Source organism: Clostridioides sp. LIBA-7678 (assembly GCF_056716065.1).
This window is the reverse complement of record NZ_CP196987.1, coordinates 3,915,876-3,941,234: the sequence shown is the minus strand read 5'-3', so window position 1 is coordinate 3,941,234 and position 25,359 is coordinate 3,915,876. Positions and strand designations below refer to the sequence as shown.

Sequence of the window (25,359 nt, the reverse complement as noted above, 5' to 3'; positions counted from 1 at the left end):
TTATCAAGTTGATAGACTTTAATCTATCAAACCTTTTTAACTGGTCAAGTTATTAAGGGTGCAGGGCGGATGCCTTGGCACTAGGAGCCGATGAAGGACGTGATAAGCTGCGATAAGCTTCGGGGAGTTGCACGTAAACTTTGATCCGAAGATTTCCGAATGAGGAAACTCACTTAGAGTAATGTCTAAGTATCATTAAGTGAATACATAGCTTAATGAGGGGAACTCAGGGAACTGAAACATCTAAGTACCTGAAGGAAGAGAAAGAAATTCGATTCCGTAAGTAGCGGCGAGCGAACGCGGAAGAGCCCAAACCATTAAAGTTTTCTTTATTGGGGTTGCGGACATATCATAACGAAGAGGTATCGTAATTGAAGAGGTTTGGAAAGACCCACCACAGAAGGTAATAGTCCTGTATGTTAAACGAGAAAACTTTAGATATGATCCAGAGTACCACGGGACACGTGAAACCCTGTGGGAAGCAGGAGGGACCACCCTCCAAGGCTAAATACTACCTAGTGACCGATAGCGTATAGTACCGTGAGGGAAAGGTGAAAAGAACCCCGGGAGGGGAGTGAAATAGAACCTGAAACCCTGCACTTACAAGCTGTGGAAGCACATTTCTTGTGTGACCGCGTACTTTTTGTAGAACGGGCCAACGAGTTACGTTAAGTAGCAAGGTTAAGCACTTAAGGTGTGGAGCCGTAGCGAAAGCGAGTTTTAACTGAGCGTTCAGTTACTTGACGTAGACCCGAAACCGGGCGACCTACCCATGAGCAGGATGAAGCGAAAGTAAAATTTCGTGGAGGTCCGAACCCACGAGCGTTGAAAAGCTCGGGGATGACTTGTGGGTAGCGGTGAAATTCCAATCGAGCCCGGAGATAGCTGGTTCTCCCCGAAATAGCTTTAGGGCTAGCCTCAAGGTGAGAGATACGGAGGTAGAGCACTGAATGTCCTAGGGGGTATTGCACCTACCGAAGACTATCAAACTCCGAATGCCGTCATCTTATACTTGGGAGTCAGACTGTGGGTGATAAGATTCATAGTCGAAAGGGCAACAGCCCAGATCGTCAGCTAAGGTCCCTAAATGTAAGTTAAGTGGTAAAGGATGTGGGATTGCACAGACAACCAGGATGTTGGCTTAGAAGCAGCCACTCATTCAAAGAGTGCGTAATAGCTCACTGGTCGAGTGATCCTGCGCCGAAGATTTCCGGGGCTAAAACTTACTACCGAAGCTACGGCATCATTATGATGGGTAGGGGAGCTTCCCATACGGGTTGAAGCATGACCGTAAGGACATGTGGACAGTATGGGAGTGAGAATGTTGGCATGAGTAGCGAGATGTGGGTGAGAATCCCACAGGCCGTAAACCCAAGGTTTCCAGGGGAAGGTTCGTCCGCCCTGGGTTAGTCGGGACCTAAGCTGAGGCCGAAAGGCGTAGGTGATGGACAACAGGTTGATATTCCTGTACTACCGATAACCGTTTGAGAGATGGGATGACACAGTAGGATAAGCTAAGCACACTGTTGGTTATGTGTGCCCAAGCATTGAGGCAGTCAGAGTAGGTAAATCCGCTTTGATAATGCTGGGATGTGATGGGGAGCGAAATTTAGTAGCGAAGTAGCTGATTTCACACTGTCAAGAAAAGTCTCTATCGAGGTTAAAGGTACCCGTACCGCAAACCGACACAGGTGGGTGAGGAGAGTATCCTAAGGCCCGCGAGAGAACTGTTGTTAAGGAACTCGGCAAAATGACCCCGTAACTTAGGGATAAGGGGTGCCACCATCCGGTGGCCGCAGAGAATAGGCCCAAGCGACTGTTTACCAAAAACATAGGTTTCTGCTAAGTCGCAAGACGATGTATAGGAGCTGACGCCTGCCCGGTGCTGGAAGGTTAAGGGGATCTGTTAGAGCAATCGAAGCAGTGAACTTAAGCCCCAGTAAACGGCGGCCGTAACTATAACGGTCCTAAGGTAGCGAAATTCCTTGTCGGGTAAGTTCCGACCCGCACGAAAGGCGTAACGATTTGGGCACTGTCTCAACAACAGACTCGGTGAAATTGTAATTCCGGTGAAGATGCCGGATACCTGCGACAGGACGGAAAGACCCCATGGAGCTTTACTGTAGCTTGACATTGGGTCTTGGTACTACATGTACAGGATAGGTGGGAGGCTTTGAAACCAGGACGCCAGTTTTGGCGGAGCCATCCTTGGGATACCACCCTTGTAGTACTGGGACTCTAACCATAGGCCATGAATCTGGTCTTGGGACACTGTCAGGTGGGCAGTTTGACTGGGGCGGTCGCCTCCCAAAAGGTAACGGAGGCGCTCAAAGGTTCTCTCAGTACGGTCGGAAATCGTACGTAGAGTGTAAAGGCAAAAGAGAGCTTGATTGCAAGACATACAGGTCGAGCAAGGATGAAAATCGGACTTAGTGATCCGGTGGTTCTGCGTGGAAGGGCCATCGCTCAACGGATAAAAGCTACCCTGGGGATAACAGGCTTATCTCCCCCAAGAGTCCACATCGACGGGGAGGTTTGGCACCTCGATGTCGGCTCATCACATCCTGGGGCTGTAGTAGGTCCCAAGGGTTGGGCTGTTCGCCCATTAAAGTGGTACGCGAGCTGGGTTCAGAACGTCGTGAGACAGTTCGGTCCCTATCCGTCGCAGGCGTAGGAAATTTGAGAAGACCTGTCCTTAGTACGAGAGGACCGGGATGGACGTACCTCTGGTGTACCAGTTGTTCTGCCAAGGGCATGGCTGGGTAGCTATGTACGGAATGGATAAGCGCTGAAAGCATCTAAGCGCGAAGCCAACTTCAAGATAAGATTTCCCACCGCAAGGGTAAGACCCCAGAAAGACTATCTGGTTGATAGGTCGAAGGTGTAAGTGCAGCAATGTATTTAGCTTATCGATACTAATAGGTCGAGGACTTGACCAAATTATTTGATGTTCATTCAATAAAATATATATGTAGTTTTTAGAGTGTTAACTCTAAAGAAACTAGATTACTAGATTCTAAAAACTTAATAGAAATATTAAGCATAAAGATTATGTGGTTACAATAGCAGAGAGGATACACCTGTTCCCATTCCGAACACAGAAGTTAAGCTCTCTAGCGCTGATGGTACTTGGTGGGAAACTGCCTGGGAGAGTAGGACGTAGCCACGTAATTTTTTTTGAGTAAATTTATTAAAATAAAAAAAAGTTTTGTTTTTTATGTTTAGACCCTACAAATTTGGGACATAATATAATTGTAAAACTTAATATAGCAAAAATAAATTACTCAATCTCCCCCACTTAAAGGCCTCTATCCCCCATAGAGGTCTTTTTTATTTTCTTTTATTTTCAACTCTAATCTTATAAAAATAAAGAGTCTTATATATCATTCTGTAAATTAAAATTCTCTTGTTATACTAAATATTAAATATAGAAACTATAGAAAGTTATAAATAATATAAATAGCATATTCATTTAAGTTTAGTATATTTAACAAAAAATGTTTACAATTTAACCTTCATTTTAATAAGTTTACTATATATTCACTTTGTCTTAATATATCCTTTACAAATTAAGAGTATTATTAATCTATAAGCAAATCATAAAATGAAATCAAATATTTTAGGAGGATAAAAAATGGCAGATATAAGACTAGAAAATGTCACAAAATCTTATAATAAAAAAAATACCGTTATAGAAAACTTAAATCTTACTATAGAAGATGGTTCTTTTACAGTGTTGGTAGGCCCAAGTGGATGTGGTAAATCTACTACACTAAGAATGATTGCAGGTCTTGAAGATATAACTTCAGGTAAATTAAAAATTGAAGAAAATGATGTAACAAAAACGGATGCTAGTAAAAGAGATATAGCTATGGTATTTCAGAACTATGCGTTATATCCACACATGACTGTCAAAGAAAATATAGAATTTGGTCTTAAGAATAAGAAAGTACCTAAAGAAGAGAGAGAACAACTTATAACAGAAGTTATTGATGTGGTAGGATTACAAGAATATTTAAATGTGAAACCAGGTAATTTATCTGGAGGTCAAAGACAAAGAGTAGCACTTGCTAGAGCTATGGTTAAAAATCCAAAGGTATTTTTAATGGATGAGCCATTATCAAATTTAGATGCTAAATTAAGAAACCAAATGAGAACAGAATTAATACAATTACATCAAAAACTAAAATCTACATTTGTTTATGTAACTCATGACCAAGTTGAGGCAATGTCGATGGCAGATAAGATAGTGATAATGAACAAAGGTAAGATAATGCAAATAGGTTCCCCAAAAAAAATATATCAAAATCCTAAAAACTTATTTGTAGCTCAGTTTATTGGAAATCCTTGCATGAATATACTAAATATCAAAAATGATGTTAAGCTTGGATTTAGACCAGAAAAAGCAACACTAGAGAGTATAAATATAGATGGAAAAAATGATGGTGTATTTAGCTTATTTGGAAAAGTAGTTACTAAAGAAGTCTTGGGAAATGAAACTATATATTGTCTATGTGTTCTTGATAGTGAGATAAGAGTTAAAACAGAAAATGATATATTTGATATTGGAAGAACCTTAAGAATAAGCGTGTTAGAAAAAGATTTATATTATTTTGATAAGTATGGAGAAAGAGTAGAAGATTTAAAAAAATGTAAAAATATGTATTCTAAAATCAAAGGAGATATTTATGAAAAAGCGATTTAACAAAGCATATTTATATATAACACCTGCTATTATAGGAACTCTTTTGTTTATAGTATATCCAATAATCAAGACAATATCTTTAAGTTTTAAATCAGGAAGTCTTCTTAGTTCGACTTTTGAAAATGTAGGTTTAAATAACTATACAGAACTCTTAAAGAATCCAGAATTCATACAAACTATAACTAATACAGCAATTTATACTTTCTTTATGGTAGTTATATCTATTTCATTAGCTATAGTACTTGCTGTTTGGTTAAATAAAAACTCTATAATACACAATTTAACGCAAAGTATAATCTTTACACCACATGTAATTTCACTAGTATCTGTAGCTGTATTGTGGCTTTGGATTATGGAGCCACAATATGGCTTTTTAAACTGGATACTGTCAACACTACATTTACCAACATCAAAATGGCTTTCAAGTGAAAGCTCAGCTTTAATGTCACTGATTCTAATAGGAATATGGAAAACTCTTGGATATAATATTTTAATAGTGTTGTCAGGTCTTAAATCCATACCAAACTATATATATGAGGCATCTAAATTAGATAACGCGAACAAGATAACTAATTTCTTTAAAGTGACATTGCCATTATTGTCACCAACAATATTTTTTCTTATGATAACAACAACAACTGCATCATTTCAAGTGTTTGATGAGATAAGTATAATGACACAAGGTGGGCCATTAGGTTCAACCAATATGTTGTCTTATTATATATATGAGTCTGGATTTATATATTATGATATAGGACAAGCAAGTGCAGCGAGTATGTTTTTACTAGCTATAGTTATGATTGCTACATATGCTAATTTCAGATTACTGTCAAAGAAAGTTCACTATCAATAAAAAAATAGACATAAGGCCTATCAAGAAGGAGGAGAAAATGGATATTATACAACCTATCAAAAAAGACAAAATTAATATAAAGAAAATAGCATCAAAATCAATAGAAGTATTAGTTTTATTACTTTTATCTGCAATATTTATATTTCCTTTTATATGGATGTTATCGACATCTTTTAAAAATCCACAAGAAATGATGCAATTACCACCTACTATAATACCAAATGATATAGTGTTAGAAAATTATAGCACAGCATGGAATTCAGGACCATTTTTTAGATATTTACTAAACAGTGTATTTGTAACAGGAAGTGTTTTAATCATACAGTTTTTAGTGATGGTTCCAGCAGCTTATGCATTTTCTAAAATTAGATTTAAAGGCGAAAAGGTATTATTTGGACTTTTACTTATAGGGCTTATGATTCCACCACAAGTAACTTTTTTACCAGTATATATGATGATGAGTAAGTTTGGATTTATAAATACATATGTTCCACTTATAATTCCATTTATGACATCTTCATTTGGTATATTTCTACTTAGACAAAATTTCATGCAGATTTCAGATGAGATTATTGAAGCAGCTAAACTAGATAATGCTTCTGATTTAAAGATAATGTTTAAAGTAATGGTTCCTATGGCAAAACCAGCAGTAATAACATTTATATTATTCAATTTTATATATCATTGGAACAATTACTTCTGGCCTCTAGTAATGACAAATACAGATGCCATAAGAACTTTACCAATAGGGGTGGCACTTCTTAAATCTTCAGAAGGAATTACTGCATGGAATGTAATAATGGCAGGAAATATAATTCTAATTTTACCAATAATTCTTGTATATATATTTGCAAATAAAAAGGTAAAAGAAGCTTTTATGTATTCAGGAATAAAATAAAAAATTAAAGACTAAATTTGGAGGATGAAAATGAAGCTTAAAAGAAAATTAGCAACAGGATTAGCAATAACATTATTATTAGGTTCTTTAGTTGGGTGTTCAAATTCTAATGATTCAAATACATCTAAAGGGGAAAAAACTGATAGCAATATTACAAAGATAGATTTCTGGGCTCCTTTGGGTGGAACTAATGGAGAAACTGCACAAAAAATGGTTGACCAGTTTAATAGTGAGCATAAAGATGTACAAGTAAATATGCTAAAACAGAAAGATTACTATGAAAATGCAACAAAATTACAGGCAGCCTTAACTTCTAAAGACCAACCAGATGTAACATTACTAGAAATAACTCAAACAGGTACATTTGCATCAGCAGGAGCTTTAGTAGATATGAGCAAGTATTTTGATAAAACATACCAAGAAAGATTTTTTTCTGGTCTTTTAACAAATTCATATTACGAAAACAAGTTTGTTGGGATGCCATTTAATAGAAGTACTCCAATATTATACATAAATAAAGATATGGCAACTAAAGCAGGTCTTGACCCTTCAGGTCCAAAGTCATGGGAAGAACTTAAAAATTATGCTAGTAAGATGACGAATAAATCAGAAGATACTTATGGTTTTGAAACACCAATAGATATTTGGTTCTATGAAGCTATGGTAATGCAAAGTGGTGGAGAAATAACTAATGGTAAAAAAGTAGCGTTTAATAATGAAGCAGGGCAAGCACCAGTTAAATTTTGGCAAGATATGATGAAAGATGGAATAATGAAAATGCCTCCTGGAGAAGATTATAATGCTTGGGATGTGGCAAAACAAGATTTTGTAAATGGTAAAGTAGGCATGATATTTACATCAACAGCTGATTTAGCAGGACTTATGCAACAAACAGAAGGTAAATTTGAAATATCAACAGCATTTTTACCAAAGAATCAAAAATACGCAACTCCTACAGGTGGAGCAAATCTAGTTATGCTTGAAGGTGGAACAGATAAAGAAAAAGAAGCAAGTGCAGAATTTATAAAATGGATGACTCAAACAGATAAGATAGTTCAATTCAGTTCATCAACAGGGTACTTACCAACAACTGAAGATGCAACTAAGTCTGAAAAATTACAAACACTATATAAAGAGAAACCTCAATATAAAGTTGCAACTGACCAGTTACAATATGCTGTAGCACTTCCAATGTTAAATGGATATAAAGAAGCAACTGATAAGCTAATGGATGAAATTAAAAAGGGACTTACTGACTTAAATGTATCTCCAAAAGATGCAGTAAGTAAAGGAACTTCTGCAATGCAAGCAGTAATAGATAAAACAAATAAATAATTATTTATAGCCATAAACTGATTAAAAGTATTTAATAATATATGAATGAAGAGGTAATGTAAATGACAAAAGTTATAGTATTATCAGTAGATTCTTTATTTGAAAAAGACTTGAAATTCGTAAAAAATCTCCCAAATTTTAAATCTATATTAGAGAATTGCTCTATAGTAAAAAATATAAATTGTGTATATCCTACTTTAACATATCCATGCCATACTAGCATGGTTACAGGAGTATATCCTAAAAAGCATGGTATATATCATAATGAAAAATTTGACCCAAATAAAGAAAACAAAGATTGGTATTGGTATTCGAAGGATATAAAAACAAAAACTATTTTAGATGTAGCAAAAGAAAATAATTTAACTACAGCTAGTGTATTATGGCCTGTAATGGGAGCAAATCCAAATATAGACTTTAATATTGCAGAAATATGGGCACCTAATAGAGAAGATGATCCAAGAGAGACTTTTGAAAAAAGTTCTAGTAAGATTATAATGGATAGTATTTATAATAAACATTGTCATTATATTGATTGGAAGCTAGAACCTAACATGGATTTGTTTGGAGTAAACTGTGCAGTAGATATTATAAAGGACTATAAGCCTGATTTAATGTTGATACATTTGGCGACATTGGACCATACAAGACATAATTATGGATTATTTAATGAGCAAGTGGATGAAGCATTGAAAATGAATGATGAATGGCTAGGAGATATAATTCAAGCTACAAGGGATGCAGGTACATATGAAGATACAAACTTTATAATACTTGGAGACCATGGTCATCTTAGAGTTGACAAAGTTATAAATCCAAATGTTTTACTTGAATCAAGAGGATTTATAACAGTAGAAGATGGAGAAATTAAACATTTTGATGCCTACGTAAATTCTTCTGGTATATCAGCTCAGATAATAGTAAATAACTTAGATAGATTAACAGAGTTAAGAGAACTACTTGAGGAGTTTAAAGAAGAATTATTCATAGAAAATATTTTTAGCAAAGAGGAAGCATCTGAACTTGGTCTTGAAGGTGATTTTGAAATGGTAATTGAAGGAATTGAAGGAATTTCGTTTGGTAATGATGTAGAAGGAAATATTATAAAGGATTCTGATATAAAAGATTATAAATTTGCTGTTGCAACACATGGTCATTTACCTACTAAGGGTAATAGACCTCCATTTATAGCTTTTGGACCTAACATTAAAAGTGGTGTGGTTATAGAGAATGGAGATTTGAGGGCACATGCAGCAACTATATTAAAGTTATTTGGTTTAACGTTGGATGGAGCTGAAAAAGAGGCATTTGATTTTATCATATAAATTGGATGAAGTATTTATTTTCCATGTATTATAGACTTCTATTGTAAAGATAGAAGTCTTTTTTTATATTTTAGATTTAAGTAAAATTTAAATGGGTAAAATATTTAAAATAACTTAAACAATTTTATAAAGGTATGATATAATAATAAATGTTAGGAACTAATGTTCGAAAAAGGAGTGATACCGTGGATTTTAAAATAAAATCAGACTTCAAACCTACAGGTGACCAACCAGAAGCTATTAAATCAATAGTGGATTCTATAAATAGAAATGAGAAATTTTCAACATTATTAGGAGTAACGGGTTCAGGAAAAACATTCACAATGGCAAACATCATTCAGCAAGTTAAAAAACCTACCCTAATAATGGCTCACAATAAGACACTAGCAGCACAGCTTTACAGTGAGTTTAAAGAATTTTTCCCAGACAATGCAGTTGAATATTTTGTAAGTTACTATGATTACTATCAACCAGAAGCATATGTAGCTCACAGTGACACTTATATAGAAAAAGATGCAAGCATAAATGATGAAATAGATAAACTTCGACATTCTGCTACGGCATCTATTTTAGAAAGAAGAGATACTATAATAATATCATCTGTATCTTGTATATATGGACTGGGTGATCCAAAAGACTATAAAGAACTTATGCTATCTATAAGACCAGGTATGCAAAGAGACAGAGATGATGTAATAAAAAGGTTAATAGAGATACAATACGAAAGAAATGACATAAATTTTACAAGAGGTACCTTTAGAGTTAGAGGAGATATACTAGAGATATTCCCAGCAAGTAACGATGAGAAAGCAATAAGAATAGAGTTTTTTGGTGATGAGGTAGATAGAATAACAGAGATTGATTATGTAACAGGAAAGATTGTTGGTACTAGAAACCACATTGTTATATTCCCCGCATCTCACTATGTAACAACACCAGAAAGAATTGAAAAGGCAATTGTAGAAATAGAGGACGAACTTCAAGAGCAAATAAAATTTTTTAAAAAAAATGATAGACTTTTAGAAGCTCAAAGAATTGAACAAAGGACTAAGTACGATATAGAAATGCTAAAAGAAATAGGATTTTGTCAAGGTATAGAGAACTACTCAAGACATATTACAGGTAGAGAAGAAGGAGAAAAGCCATATACTTTAATGGATTTCTTTCCAGATGATTATTTAATAATTGTAGATGAGGCACATGTTACTATACCACAAGTAAGAGGTATGTATGCAGGAGATAGGTCTAGAAAGACATCTCTTATAGAGAATGGATTTAGATTACCTTCCGCACTTGACAATAGACCATTAAATTTTCAAGAATTTGAAGGAAATATAAATCAGATGTTGTTTGTAAGTGCTACACCAGGGCCTTATGAAATTCAACATTCAGAAGCTATAGCAGAACAAATAATAAGACCAACTGGACTTTTAGACCCAATTGTAGAAGTAAGACCTATCAATAATCAGATAGACAATTTGGTAGGAGAAATAACTAAAACTATAGAAAAAAATGAAAGAGTACTTATAACCACTTTAACTAAAAAAATGAGTGAGGACTTGACTAATTATCTTAAAGAGATAGGGATAAAAGTTAAATATTTGCATTCAGATATAGTTACATTAGAAAGAACCGAAATAATAAGAGATTTAAGACTAGGAAAGTTTGATGTACTTGTAGGAATAAATCTACTTAGAGAAGGATTAGATATACCAGAAGTTTCACTTATAGCAATTTTGGATGCTGATAAAGAAGGTTTCTTACGTTCCGAAACAGCATTAATACAGACTATTGGACGTGCTGCTAGAAATGAAAATGGAAGAGTAATCATGTATGCAGACAGAATAACTGATTCAATGCAAAATGCTATTGATGAGACAAAGAGAAGAAGAGATATACAAAATCTATATAATGAAGAACATAATATTACTCCTAAGACTATACAAAAAAGTATAAGAGATAGTATAGAAGCTACTAAGGTAGCAGAGGAAGAAGTTGTATATGGAATCTCTGACACAGATGATAAAGATGAAATAAGAGATAATATAGAAAAATTAAAATCAGAGATGATGGAGGCTGCTCAAAACTTACAATTTGAGAGAGCAGCAGAACTTAGAGATAAAGTAAAACAATTAGAAGAAAAATTGGAAAAATAGAAAGGTAAAAACAACATTATGGAAGATAAAATTATAATAAGAGGAGCAAAAGAGCATAATTTAAAAAATGTAGATTTAGAATTACCAAGAGATAAATTTATTGTTTTTACAGGGTTATCAGGTTCTGGAAAGTCTTCTTTGGCATTCGATACAATATATGCAGAAGGTCAAAGAAGATATGTAGAGAGTCTATCAGCATATGCTAGACAATTTTTAGGTCAAATGGAAAAGCCAAATGTAGAATATATTGAGGGGTTATCACCAGCTATATCAATCGACCAGAAGACTACTTCAAAAAACCCACGTTCTACTGTTGGAACAGTAACAGAAATATATGACTATTTAAGATTATTATTTGCAAGAGTAGGAGATGTATATTGTCCTACATGTGGTGAAAAAATAAGTCAAATGACTATCCAAGAAATAGTTGATAAAATGCTAGATTTTCCAGATAGAACGAAATTACAAATACTTTCACCAATTGTTAGAGGTCAAAAAGGTACACATAAAAAGGTTTTTGATAATATCAAAAAAGAAGGATTTGTAAGAGTTAGAGTCAATGGTGAAAATTATGAAGTTAGCGATGATATAGTTCTGAATAAAAATCAAAAACATAATATAGAAGTTGTAGTAGACAGAATAGTAATTAAAGATGGAATTGAATCTAGATTGGCAGATTCGATTGAGACTGCAGTTAAGTTATCAGATGGTCTTGTAATAGCTCAAATAATAGAGGGAGAAGAAATTCTTTTTTCAACTAAATTTGCATGTCCAGAACATGGAATTGGTATAGAAGAATTATCTCCAAGAATGTTCTCATTTAATGCTCCTTTTGGTGCTTGTGATGTTTGTAATGGTCTTGGAGAAAGTAAAGAAGTTGACCCAGAATTAGTAGTACCAAATAAAGATTTGTCAATAAAACAAGGTGCTGTTGCAGCGTGGGGGTCAACAGGTGTTAATGATGATACTTACTATAGTAAAATGATAAAGAGTTTAGCAGAACATTTTAATGTATCTTTGACAACACCATTTAAAGATTTACCAGAGGATTTTGTTGAGGAATTACTTTATGGTAAGGACAATATAATCGTAGAGTTTACTTATGAATCAAAATTTGGAGGAACTAGAAATTATAAGTCGTACTTTGAAGGAGTAATAGTAAACTTAGAGAGAAGATACAACGAAACTAACTCGGAGTACATGAGAGATAAGATTGAAGAATATATGGCAGAAAGACCATGTCCAAAATGTAAAGGTATGAGACTTAAAAAAGAAGTCCTATCTGTTTTGGTTGATGGTAAGAACATAATGGAAGTTACAAACTTATCTGTAAATGAATTAATTGATTTTATGGAAAATATAACCCTTACAGAGAAACAGAGATTTATAGCTCATGAGATTATAAAAGAAATAAAAGGAAGAACTATGTTCTTAAGAGATGTAGGTCTTGATTATTTGAATTTATCAAGAAAAGCTGGAACTCTATCAGGAGGGGAAGCACAACGTATAAGATTAGCAACTCAAATAGGTTCTGCACTTGTTGGGGTTTTATATGTACTTGATGAACCAAGTATAGGACTTCATCAAAGAGACAATGATAGGCTTATAGGTACACTTAGACACTTAACAGACCTAGGAAATACCTTAATTGTTGTAGAGCATGACGAAGACACAATGAGAGAGGCTGATTATGTTTTAGATATTGGACCAGGCGCAGGTATACATGGTGGTGAGATAGTTGCACAAGGAACTTTGGATGAAATAATTAAAAATGAAAACTCAATAACAGGTCAGTATCTAAGTGGTAAAAAACAAATATTACTTCCTGAGACTACTAGAGAAGGAAATGGAAATTTTATAGAAATAATTAAAGCATCAGAAAATAATCTAAAAAATATAGATATAAAATTCCCATTAGGTAAGTTTACTTGTATAACAGGTGTTTCAGGCTCTGGTAAAAGTACACTAATAAATGACATACTTTACAAAGGTGTAGCAAGTAAAGTAAATAGACTTAAACAAAGAGCTGGTAAACATAAAGAAATAAAAGGAATTGAAAATATAGATAAAGTTATAAATATAGACCAAAGCCCAATTGGAAGAACACCTCGTTCAAATCCTGCTACTTATACAGGTGTATTTGATTTTATAAGAGATATTTTTGCAGCAACTAATGAAGCTAAAGCAAGAGGTTATAAAAAAGGAAGATTTAGTTTCAATGTAAAAGGTGGGAGATGTGAAGCTTGTAAGGGTGATGGAATAATAAAAATAGAAATGCATTTCTTACCTGATGTATATGTTCCTTGTGAAATTTGTAAGGGTGAAAGATATAATAGAGAAACACTACAAGTAAAATACAAAGATAAAACTATATCTGATATATTGGATATGAATGTGGAAGAAGCTGTTGAGTTTTTCGAAAACATACCAAATATAAAAAGAAAATTAGAAACTTTAATGGATGTAGGTCTTTCATACATCAAATTAGGTCAGCCTTCAACTCAATTATCAGGAGGAGAAGCACAACGTATAAAATTAGCTGCTGAGCTTAGTAAAAGACCAACAGGAAAGACATTGTATATATTAGATGAGCCTACTACTGGACTTCATATGGCAGATGTAGACAAGCTAATCCAAGTGCTACAAAGATTAGCAGATACAGGAAATACAATTATAGTTATAGAACATAATTTAGATGTCATAAAGACTTGTGATTATGTAATAGACCTAGGACCAGAAGGTGGAGATAAAGGTGGAACTGTAGTTGCAACTGGAACACCAAAAGAAGTATCTAAAGTTGATGGGTCTTATACTGGTCAATTTTTAAAGAAATATTTTTCTTAAATCATCTAAAATGTGATAAGTTTTAAAATTAGAGATATAAACTGATTACATCTTTTAGAAGCTAATTAAATATAAGTTGTAAGTAGTCAATAAAAGTATAAAGTCCATATTGCTCTTCATAAGGTTTGTTTTTAAATCAATTATGGAAGGGGGATATGGGCTTTAACTTGTTTAGAGCACTGGAAACTGTATAACTTTTTAAATTTCACATTTTAGGGTATAATTTTAATATAAAATTTAATGTTTTGGAGGGCTATATGTTTGATATACAAGAACATTTAAAAAAATTACCTTCTGAGCCCGGAGTATATTTAATGAAAGATAAATACGACCATATAATATATGTGGGAAAAGCCATATCTTTAAAAAATAGGGTAAGGCAGTATTTTCAATCTTCAAAAAACCATACATCTAAAGTAAAATCTATGGTTAAAAATATATATAAATTTGAGTATATTATAACGGATTCAGAGTTGGAGGCATTAATACTTGAATGTAATCTAATAAAAAGATACAGACCTAAGTATAATGTAGTACTTAGAGATGATAAAACTTATCCATATATCAAAGTAACTACAAATGAAGATTATCCGAGAATCTTAAAGGTTAGAAGAGTTCTTAAAGATAAGGCAAAGTATTTTGGACCATATACTAATATAACTGCTGTGAATGATACTTTGGAACTTATAAATAGTACCTATCCAATAAGAAGTTGTAAAATAGATATCGAAAAAGCGATAAAGAATAAAACAAGACCCTGTTTAAATCTGCATATAAATAAATGTCTAGGGCCTTGTACAGGAAATGTTTCTAAAGAAGAATATGGAAAGATGATAGAAGAAATTATAATGTGCTTATCTGGTAAAGAAGAGAAATTGATGGAGCTTTTAAAGGAAAAAATGAATGAGAGTTCTATGAATTTTAGATTTGAGGAAGCTGCGGTATATAGAGATAAAATAAAGAGTCTTGAAGAGATGATACAGAAACAGAAAATAGACACTAATGTAAGTGACTTAAATCAAGATGTGGTTGCAATGGCAAGAGCCCATAATGAAGCCTGTGTACAGGTATTTTTTATCAGAAATGGTAAGATTGTAGGTAGGGAACATTTTATATTAGAAGGTGTAATGGATAGCCCAAGAGCCTCTATATTAGGTTCATTTGTGAAACAATTTTACAATGAACAAGAGTATATACCAAAAGAATTAATTATAGAAGATGAGATAGAAGATAGTTCTATATTAGAGGAATGGTTGTCATCCAAAAAAGGTCAAAAAGTAACTATAAGAGTACCACAAAAAGGAGAAAAGAAAAGCCTAGTTGAAATGGTAAGAAAAAATGCTATAGAGTATCTTGAAAAGTTTTCTGATATGAATAAGAGAAAATATGAAAAGAGTATTGGAGCATTAGAAGAATTAAAACGTCTATTAAATCTAGAAAAGTTACCAATAAGGATAGAGGCTTATGACATATCAAATATACAAGGCGTAGACTCGATTGGCTCTATGGTAGTATATACAAATGCTAAAAAAGACAAAAAAGAATATAGAAGATATAAAATAAAAACAGTCATTGGACCTAATGATTATGATTCTATGGCTGAAATTGTAGATAGACGATTAAAACATGGAAATTTACCTGACTTGATATTATTGGATGGTGGAAAAGGACAAGTTAGCGCAGTAAAAAAAGTATTAGAACTTAATGATGTAGATATACCTCTTTGGGGAATGTACAAGGATGATAAGCATAGAACCAAGGGATTGATATGTAAAGGAAAAGAAATAGAGCTAGATAAAACAACCAATTTATATAGATTTATTGCTAGTATACAAGAAGAGGTTCATAATTATGCAATAACATATCATCGAAGTTTAAGAAATAAAGCTTTGACAAAATCTATCTTAGATGATATACAAGGAATAGGTGAAAAAAGAAAGAAATCATTATTAAATCACTTCAAAGATGTAGATGCTATAAAAAAAGCTACTATGGAAGAACTTTTAGAAGTAGAGGGAATGAATAAAAGCATTGCAGATAATGTTTATAATTTTTTTAGGAAGGAAGAAAACTAATGGAAACTAGCAATAAGGTATCGATAAGAGAGATAATAAAAGACTTGAAGTTAAAAGTAGTGTACATGCCTGATGATGTAGATTATTATGTCTACTCTCAAGATATAAATAGACCAGGGTTACAGTTTGCAGGATATTTTGATTACTTTGCGTATGAAAGAATACAAATAGTTGGGAAGACAGAATATAATTTCTTTGGATTAATGGATAATACTATTAGAGAAGAAGTGTTGGATAGATTTTTCTCATATGAAATACCTGCTCTAATAATCTCTAGAGACTTGGAAATCAAGCCAGATGTAATTGAAAAAGCTAAAAAATATAAGAGAATACTTTTGAGTACAAATAGAAACACAACTAGACTTATAAATAGACTATCAAATTATTTGGATAATAAATTAGCACCACACACAACAATTCATGGTGTGTTAGTTGATATTTATGGAATAGGTGTACTGATAAAAGGTGAAAGTAGTATAGGAAAGTCAGAAACAGCATTAGAACTGATTCAAAGAGGAAATAGACTAGTTGCAGATGATGCTGTGGAAATAAGAAAACTGGATGAAAGTATGCTGATGGGACAGTCACCTGAATTGATAAGACATTTTCTTGAGATAAGAGGAATAGGGATAATAGATGTTAGAAGTCTATATGGAGTAGGAGCAATTAAAAATTCTAAAATGATAGATTTAGTAGTTCATCTAGAAGCTTGGGATGAGACTAAGTATTATGACAGACTTGGGCTTGATAAAGAATATGAAGAGATACTTGGTGTCAATGTAGAGAAACTAGTTGTACCTGTTAAGCCTGGAAGAAATACTGCTATGATATTAGAAGTAGCAGCAATGAATTTTAGACAAAGAGGAATGGGATATGATGCAGCACAAGAGTTTACTAAAAAACTATCAAAATTAATTGATACTAAGTAGTGTAGACTGATATTAAAATTAAGTTGTATCTAATATTTATTAATAATATATATTAGATAAGGATAATTTAAAGTAATAGATTAAAACTGCACTAGATTAATTTTATATTTGGATTTTATTATATAACAAGAAAGTTGGAATTTTTTATGGGAATAGACTATTTTAGTAAACTTTTAGAAAGTACTACTGAAAAAGAATTGCTCTTAAGTAAAAAGTCAAATAATATAAGTACAGCGAGATTAATCTCTTTTTTGATAGTGATAGTAGGATTTGCTATTGGACTTTACAATAAAAATATAGTGGGTGTTTTTGTTGGAATTGTAGCGATTGTAGCGTTTATAGTACTCTTAGTTATTCATAATAAAGTAAAAGAAGAAGAAATGTATTTTAAAAGTAAGATTGATGTAATAGACAAGTATATAAAACGATTTGGAGATGGCTGGAAAGAATTTAAAATAGATGGTAAAGAATACTTAGAAGATGAAAATTCACAAGCAAAAGATTTAGATTTGTTTGGAAGAGCTTCATTGTATCAATATATCTGTGTGGCTAATACATCTTATGGTAAGAAATCCTTGGCTAAGTCATTATGGAATGAAAATCCAGATGAGAAGATAATCTTAGAGAGACAAATAGCAATAAAAGAACTTTTATCAAAAGATGATTTTTCTATTCATATTCAAACACTGAGTAATATAATTGGTAAGGAGCAAAAAAATAATTCTGATGGTAGTATAGAAGCATTCATAGAGTATGGAGAAAATAAGGATGTATATATACCAAAATGGATGCATATTTTTACTTGGGGTCTACCTACTGCTACAATCCTATCTTTTATATTTTTTACATTAGGTTTTTTACCTATTTTGCCTGTTTTTCTACTTTTCATAATACAGTTGGGATTTAGTGGCTTTGGGCATACGAGACTTATGCAGACTCTTTCACCATTATTTTCATTTAGTAGAAATATACAAGTATATGAAAAGATGTTTGAGGTTTTAGAAAAAGAGACATTTGAGAGTGATTACTTAAAAGAATTACAAAAAAAACTTTCTAGGGGAAGTGGCGTTTCAAAAGGTATTAAACAACTAAATTCAATAGGAAATGCTGTAAATTTAAGATATAATCAGATATTATATATAATTGCTTGTGGTGTTCTTATGTGGAATTATCATTGTGCAGAATCACTGGAACGATGGAAAGGTGTGTATGGAAATCAAATTAGAGGCTGGCTAGAATCTATTGGAGAATTTGAAGCTCTAATAAGTTTAACAGTTATTGGTCATGTAAAGGAGAATACATGTTTTCCAGTAATAAAACATGAAGACATTCCAAGGCTAAAAGTTGAAGAAGTATATCATCCATTAATAGCAGAAAAAAGTGTTATAGCAAATTCAATACAATTAAATTCTCAGACATGTATTATTACAGGTTCAAATATGTCTGGAAAAACAACATTTTTAAGAAGTATAGGAGTGAATTTAGTATTAGCATATGCAGGAGGACCAGTATGTGCTAAGAATTTTGATGCAACCTGTATGGCTATATTTACATCTATGAGAATACAAGATGATGTAAGCCAAGGAATATCAACTTTTTATGCTGAGATTCTTAGAATAAAATCAATGATTCAATATAGCTTAAAAGAATTACCAATGTTGGTTTTAGTGGATGAGATTTTTAAGGGAACTAACTCTGCTGATAGAATTATTGGAGCAAGTGAGGCAGTAAAGAAATTATCAAGACCATGGGTTATAAGTATGGTTACAACACATGATTTTGAGTTATGTGACCTTTCAGGTAGTGGAGATGTTGAAGTTGTAAACTATCATTTCTCAGAGTACTATGTAGATGATAAAATTCATTTTGACTATATGATAAAAGATGGAAGATGTAAAACTACAAATGCAAAACAACTTATGAAAATGGCTGGAATTCTTTAATTAATATATAAGACTAGGAAGTTGTATTAAAGTAAACTAATAAGGATTGTCTTAAAGTACTTAAGAGTATTTTAAGACAATCCTTTTATTTAATAACACTTAATTTTTATAATTGTTAGAGCTTATTTAGATTCCTCACAAGCACATTCTTGTGGGCATTCTCCATAAATACAACTCTTATCGAAGTAATGAGTATGAAGGTATTTATGAGCTACATCACTATTTGGGTCTCCAAAGAAGTCTTTATAAATAGCCTGTAAATCAGGATTTTCATGAGATTTACGAATAGCTTTATTTCTATCTATTTCATATAATGCATTTGCACGTCTATCAACTATTTCAGTATTACCATGGTGATAAGGTTGACCAGCACCTCCAACACATCCACCAGGACATGCCATAACTTCTATAATGTGATATTTACATTCTCCACTTCTAACCTTATCCATAATCTTTCTAGCATTTTTAAGTGTATTTACAATACACACATTAACTGTAGTTCCATCAACATCTATGCTTGCTTCTCTGATTCCTTTAAGACCTCTAACATTAGTAAAGTTTACATTATCTAAAGTCTTATTAGTTATCTTTTCATATGAAGTACGTAGAGCAGCTTCTAGAACTCCACCACTTGCTCCAAATATAGATGCAGCACCTGTAGATTTTCCTAAAGGATTATCAAAATCTTGGTCTTGAAGATTAGGTAAATCGATAGCAGCTTCTTTTATCATTTTAGCTAATTCTCTAGTAGTGATAGAAAGGTCAACATCTAGTATTCCAGACTCACTTAATTCTTCTCTTGAAGCTTCATATTTTTTAGCTACACAAGGCATTACAGATACAACATAAAGCTCTTCAGGATTGATTCCTAATATTTTAGGTGCATAGTAATTTTTAGCTATAGAACCAAACATACCTTGAGGAGACTTACAGCTAGATGCTAAATTTAACTTATCTGGATAATTATGCTCCAAGAAGTTTACCCATGCAGGACAACAACTAGTCAATATAGGAAGATTTTCACCACTTTGGATTCTTTCTATAAATTCAGTAGCCTCTTCCATGATAGTAAAGTCTGCACCAAAGTTGGTATCAAATACATGTTCAAATCCAAGTGCTTTTAAAGCAGCTACCATTTTTCCTGTAGAAATTGAACCTGGTTCTAATCCAAATTCTTCACCAATTGCAACTCTTACAGCAGGAGCAACTTGAACTACTATAGTTTTTTCTTTTTTATTTAAAACATCCCAAAGCTTAGGTACATTATCTACTTCTGTTAACGCTCCAGTTGGACAGACAGATATACATTGACCACAGAATGTACACTCTGTCTCAACCATATCAGAGTTGAAGAATGTACTAACTAAAGTATTAAATCCACGATTAACTCCAGATAATGCTCCTACTGTTTGTATATCATTACATACAGTTTCACATCTTCTACATAATATACACTTAGAGTGGTCTTTAACTAAAGACTTAGTAGAAGTGTCTTTACCTGCAAAAGATTTAGAACCTTGATATCTTATTTTTCTTACTCCTAAATCGGCAGCTATAGTCTGTAATTCACAATCTCCATTTTTTTCACATACAAAACAATCTTGTGGATGGTCTGATAACAATAATTCAACAATAGTTCTACGAGCATTTAATGCTTTTGCACTATTAGTTTGAACTCTCATACCTTCCTTTATAACTGTTCCACAAGCTGGAACTAAGCCTCTCTCTGTCTCAACCATACAAACACGACAAGAAGCACAAGTGTCAAGCTTATCTATTTCGTTCATGTGTAAATGACAAAGATTGTGTATTTTTATATTTATTAATTTCGCAGCATCTAAGATAGAAGTTCCACTAGGTGCTGAAACGTGTTTGCCATTAATAGTTAAATTAACTAAACTCATTGTTATTCCTCCTCCAAATAAGTTATTTCTTGATTATAGCGTTAAATGTACAATTATCTATACAAGCACCACATTTTAGACACTTAGAAGTATCTATTGTATGTTGTTCCTTAACAGAACCTGTTATACAACCAGCAGGACACACTCTAGAACATTTTGTACAACCCTTACAAGCATCTGTTATAAAGTAAGAAAGTAAGTTTTGACATTTGCCAGCAGGACATTTCTTATCTACAACATGAGCTATATACTCATCTTTGAAATATTGAAGAGTACTTAAAACAGGGTTTGGAGCAGCTTTACCAAGACCACATAATGAAGCAGTTTGTATAGTTTCAGCAAGGTTTTCTAGGTCATCTAAATCTTGTAGAGTACCATTACCTTCTGTAATTTTAGTTAATATCTCTAATAATCTTGTAGTACCTATACGACAAGGAGTACATTTACCACAAGATTCTTCAACAGTAAACTCAAGGAAGAACTTGGCTATATCTACCATACAGTCAGATTCATCAAGAACAAGCATACCACCAGAACCCATCATTGAACCTATAGAGCTTAATGAACCAAAGTCTATAGGGATGTCCAAATGCTCAGTTGGTATACATCCACCAGATGGACCACCTGTCTGAACTGCCTTGAATTGTTTGCCTTCAGGGATTCCTCCACCAATTTCAAATACAATATCTCTTAAAGTAGTACCCATTGGAACTTCAACAAGCCCTACATTTTCAACTTTTCCACCAAGAGCAAAGACTTTAGTACCACTAGAATCTTCAGTACCTAAGTTAGCAAACCAGCTTCCGCCATTCAGTATGATTGCTGGTATATTGGCAAAAGTTTCAACATTGTTTAAGCAAGTAGGAGATTTCCATAAACCACTCTTAGAAGAACTATAAGTCTTCATTCTAGGTTCACCACGTCTACCTTCAATTGAATGCATTAGAGCTGTACCTTCACCACAAACGAAAGCTCCTGCACCGTATTTTAATTCTAGTTTAAAGTTAAATCCAGTACCTAATATATTTTCACCAAGTAAACCGTATTTTTCAGCTTGAGCTATAGCTACTTTTAATCTTTCTATAGATTTTGGATATTCTGCTCTTATGTATATGTAACCTGTATCAGAGCCTATAGCATATCCGCATATTGCCATAGCTTCTAGTACACTGTGAGGGTCACCTTCAAGTACTGATCTATCCATGAATGCACCTGGGTCACCTTCGTCAGCATTACAAACAACAAATTTTTTATCTGTTGGACCAGCAGGATTTTTTGAAGCAGCTTCCCATTTAGAACCAGTAGGGAAACCAGCACCACCTCTACCACGAAGACCAGAAGTTTTTACTTCTGCAATAACTTCTTGAGGAGTAAGAGAAGTTAAACATTTGCCTAGAGCTAAATAACCATCATTGGCAATATATTCTTCTATGCTATCTGGGTCAATAAGTCCACAGTTTTTTAAAGCTATACGTAACTGTTTTTTGTAGAAAGACATTTCTTCTTGTTCTTCTACTTTTTTGCTTAAAGATTCTTCTTCATATAATAATTCCTCAACAACTGTATTTCTAATTAAGTGACTTTGAACTATCTTTTCAGCATCTGATGGTTCAACCTTTACGTAGAAAACGTTATCAGGATAAACTTTTACGATAGGACCTTGAGCACAGAAGCCAAAACAACCTGTCAAACGAACAGTAACTTTGTCTTGGATTCCTGATTTTTTTATTTCATTTTCTAATTCACTAACTATTTCCATACTGTTTGAAGATGTACATCCAGTATCACAACAAACAAGTAATTCTCTTCTTAATACATTTTCCTTAGAATAATTTTTTCTTAAGCTAAGATTAGGTTTCAGCTCATCAGCTAAAACTTTTAATTCATCAAATGAATTTACTTTACGCATTATTTATTCACCCCTCTTAACAATTCAATTCTAATTCTCTATAAGTATCTAATATTTCACTTACTTGGTCAGGTTTCACCTTACCATAAACTTTACCATTTACAGTAACAACTGGAGCTAAACCACATGCCCCCAAACATCTTAAACCTTCTAAAGAAAATTTAAAATCACTAGTAGTTTCTCCAACTTTTATACCAAGTTGTTTTTCAAAAGCACTTAATATTTTATCAGCACCTTTTACAAAACATACAGTACCTAGACAGACACTGATTTTATACTTACCTACAGGTTCTGTAGTAAAATAAGAATAGAATGTAACAACCCCATATACCTTTGCAGGAGCTACTCCAAGTTTTCTAGCAACATGAAGCTGAACTTCTTTTGGAAGATATCCAAATATACCTTGTGCTTCATGTAGAACTTGTATTAACGCACCTTCTTTTGTTGCAAGAGAGTCAATAAATATATCTAGTTCGTCAAATAATTGCTTGTTGTGTGAAATAAAATCGCACATAACAAATCCCCCTTTTCTTTTTAAAGTTATTATTTCTCAAAAAATAATTAACCATGAGTTGACCCCAACCTTATGTTGGTGAACAAAACCAAAACAATAAAGAAAGAACAATATACAACAATTTCTTTATTCATAAAAACAATGCAAAAAAGTTACCTATCAAAAATAAAAACTATACTAGTCTATTATAATATAAAATAATTCAGAATAGTTAAAAAAAATAAAAAAAATGAACTAAATTCAATAAAAAAAAAATAATATATATAAAAAACTTTAAAAAATAAACCGGAATGTAAAATTTTTATAAAATAAAAGATTTATAAAACTGCTGATAATAGTCTAGAAATTGATTCCTTGATTTTTATATAAGTAGACCTAGAATTATATATATCTAATGTTATTTCTTTTGAATTTAAAATATCATTTTCAAATATAATTCTTTGTTCCAGTGCTTTTTTTGAAGAATACATAAATGCATTTACTTCAAAATTAAGTTCGAAACTTCTTATATCCATATTGGCTGTTCCTATAGAGCAGATAGAGTCATCTATAACTATCGTCTTAGCATGTAAAAATGCATTTTGACCATAAGTATAAATTTTAGCTCCAAAGTTTAAAAGTTCTCCAGCATATGAATATGATGCCCAGTATACAAAAGGATGGTCAGGTTTAGAAGGAATCATAATTCTTACATCAACACCAGATAAACAAGCTATTTTTAAAGTATCTATAAATGTTGCATCAAGTATTAAATAAGGACTCTGTATATATATATACTTTCTAGCTTTCTGAATCATTTTAAGGTAACCATATTTAATTTCGTCAAGCTCTGATATATCTGGACCACTTGATACTATCTGAATCCCAATATTTTCAGAAGGATGATTAGAGTTTGTTTCTTCTTCTATAAAGTACTTCTCTAAGTCTAAATCTTCTTTAGTTGTGTATCTCCAATCAAGGATAAATCTCATATTTAGGTCAATTACACAATCACCAGTAAGTTTGGTATGTGTATCTCTCCATAGACCAAATTTTGGATTTCTACCTAAATACTCATCACCAACATTATATCCACCTACAAATCCTACTTTACCATCAATGACAACAATTTTTCGGTGATTTCTATAGTTTAAGTTAAAGTTTACGATTTTTAAGAATGATGGAAAGAAACTTCCAACCTTAACACCACTTTCTTTAAGTCTAGAAAGTGTACTATTCTTTAGTGTTCTACCACCAACGGCGTCAAATAAAAGTCTTACCTCGACACCTTCTTTAGCTTTAGCTACTAGAATGTCGATTATTTCAGTTCCGATTTTGTCATCTTTGAAAATGTAAAATTGTATGTTTATATATTTTTTAGCCTTTTTAAGTTCTTCAAGAAGACTGTTAAAAAATTGACTAGACTCAGCATAAATCCACACATCGTTATTATTGGTATAATGAGCATTATTTGAGTTAGCTAATGCATAAATCATATCCTTATGTTGATGTATATCTGAATCAATTTCAGAAGTAGACTGTAACTTAACCTGAGTATCTAGTATGTTACTTTTGATTATCTTATCGTCCTTTTCTTTTAATCTAAACATATTGTTTTTTGAAATGTTTCTACCAAAAGCTATATAAAGTATGAATCCAAGTGCAGGGATTAACACTAATATAAGAAGCCATGTTAGAGTTGTATTTATGTTTCTTTTTTCCCTAAAGATAAGGTTCAGTATAACCATGAAATTAATTATATATATTGTAGTAACTGCTATTTCATATATTGACATTTCGAAAAATGATATATCAAACATAAAATTTCCTCCTTCAAATATTTATTAAAATAAGTAATTATATATAATAACACAAACATATATCTATTATATATAATACCTCAACAATAAAAAAGTAAAATAAATAATCGAGAGGTAAATTTTTCAAATTCAATATAAATTATTTCGAAATTAACAAAGTTGGTATATAA

At 32.5% G+C, this 25,359-nt stretch carries 14 protein-coding genes and 2 rRNA genes; 12 read left to right on the top strand and 4 right to left on the bottom strand.

Annotated features, from left to right (window positions below):
• Positions 1-42 precede the first annotated feature (42 nt).
• The 12 genes from ACTG46_RS18140 (at position 43) to ACTG46_RS18085 (ending at position 19,063) form a co-directional block, all read left to right on the top strand.
• A 23S ribosomal RNA gene (locus tag ACTG46_RS18140) occupies positions 43-2,939 on the top strand.
• A gap of 113 nt (positions 2,940-3,052) precedes the next feature.
• A 5S ribosomal RNA gene (gene rrf / locus ACTG46_RS18135) occupies positions 3,053-3,169 on the top strand.
• Between the two features lie 465 nt (positions 3,170-3,634).
• Complete coding sequence (locus ACTG46_RS18130) at positions 3,635-4,705, top strand: ABC transporter ATP-binding protein (RefSeq protein WP_479923354.1); 1,071 nt, start codon at positions 3,635-3,637, stop codon at positions 4,703-4,705.
• The gene (locus tag ACTG46_RS18125) at positions 4,689-5,558 is read left to right on the top strand and encodes a carbohydrate ABC transporter permease (protein WP_054271860.1); all 870 of its coding nucleotides are present in this window, start codon (positions 4,689-4,691) and stop codon (positions 5,556-5,558) included. Before ACTG46_RS18130 ends, ACTG46_RS18125 begins: the two co-directional genes overlap by 17 nt.
• 37 nt (positions 5,559-5,595) lie before the next feature.
• Positions 5,596-6,456: a carbohydrate ABC transporter permease gene (locus ACTG46_RS18120; RefSeq protein WP_054271859.1), complete on the top strand. Its 861-nt coding sequence runs from the start codon at positions 5,596-5,598 to the stop codon at positions 6,454-6,456.
• A 30-nt stretch (positions 6,457-6,486) separates the two neighbouring features.
• Positions 6,487-7,791 (top strand): ABC transporter substrate-binding protein, encoded by a 1,305-nt coding sequence (locus ACTG46_RS18115; protein ID WP_054271858.1) that lies wholly within the window; start codon positions 6,487-6,489, stop codon positions 7,789-7,791.
• A 62-nt stretch (positions 7,792-7,853) separates the two neighbouring features.
• The gene (locus ACTG46_RS18110; protein WP_479923353.1) at positions 7,854-9,116 is read left to right on the top strand and encodes an alkaline phosphatase family protein; all 1,263 of its coding nucleotides are present in this window, start codon (positions 7,854-7,856) and stop codon (positions 9,114-9,116) included.
• A 149-nt stretch (positions 9,117-9,265) separates the two neighbouring features.
• Complete coding sequence (uvrB, locus tag ACTG46_RS18105) at positions 9,266-11,272, top strand: excinuclease ABC subunit UvrB (protein WP_479923352.1); 2,007 nt, start codon at positions 9,266-9,268, stop codon at positions 11,270-11,272.
• Positions 11,273-11,290: 18 nt separating this feature from the next.
• A complete protein-coding gene (gene uvrA, locus ACTG46_RS18100) occupies positions 11,291-14,116 on the top strand; it encodes an excinuclease ABC subunit UvrA (RefSeq protein WP_479923351.1) in 2,826 nt (941 codons plus the stop codon).
• Positions 14,117-14,373: 257 nt separating this feature from the next.
• Complete coding sequence (uvrC, locus tag ACTG46_RS18095) at positions 14,374-16,191, top strand: excinuclease ABC subunit UvrC (RefSeq protein WP_054275754.1); 1,818 nt, start codon at positions 14,374-14,376, stop codon at positions 16,189-16,191.
• Positions 16,191-17,120: an HPr(Ser) kinase/phosphatase gene (gene hprK / locus ACTG46_RS18090; RefSeq protein WP_054271853.1), complete on the top strand. Its 930-nt coding sequence runs from the start codon at positions 16,191-16,193 to the stop codon at positions 17,118-17,120. The genes uvrC and hprK overlap by 1 nt, the downstream gene beginning before the upstream one ends.
• A gap of 146 nt (positions 17,121-17,266) precedes the next feature.
• Positions 17,267-19,063 (top strand): MutS-related protein, encoded by a 1,797-nt coding sequence (locus ACTG46_RS18085; RefSeq protein WP_479923350.1) that lies wholly within the window; start codon positions 17,267-17,269, stop codon positions 19,061-19,063.
• Positions 19,064-19,185: 122 nt separating this feature from the next.
• Here ACTG46_RS18085 and ACTG46_RS18080 read toward each other — a convergent pair whose 3' ends face one another.
• The 4 genes from ACTG46_RS18080 to cls all read right to left on the bottom strand — a co-directional run bounded on the left by ACTG46_RS18080 (position 19,186) and on the right by cls (position 25,189).
• Entirely contained in the window at positions 19,186-20,967 is a 1,782-nt protein-coding gene (locus ACTG46_RS18080; RefSeq protein ID WP_054271851.1) for an NADH-dependent [FeFe] hydrogenase, group A6, read from the bottom strand.
• Positions 20,968-20,989: 22 nt separating this feature from the next.
• Positions 20,990-22,876: an NADH-quinone oxidoreductase subunit NuoF gene (locus tag ACTG46_RS18075; RefSeq protein WP_054271850.1), complete on the bottom strand. Its 1,887-nt coding sequence runs from the start codon at positions 22,874-22,876 to the stop codon at positions 20,990-20,992.
• 16 nt (positions 22,877-22,892) lie between these two features.
• Positions 22,893-23,390: an NADH-quinone oxidoreductase subunit NuoE family protein gene (locus ACTG46_RS18070; RefSeq protein ID WP_003416946.1), complete on the bottom strand. Its 498-nt coding sequence runs from the start codon at positions 23,388-23,390 to the stop codon at positions 22,893-22,895.
• 317 nt (positions 23,391-23,707) lie between these two features.
• Positions 23,708-25,189, bottom strand: a complete 1,482-nt coding sequence (gene cls, locus ACTG46_RS18065; protein WP_054271849.1) for a cardiolipin synthase — start codon at positions 25,187-25,189, stop codon at positions 23,708-23,710.
• Positions 25,190-25,359 lie beyond the last annotated feature (170 nt).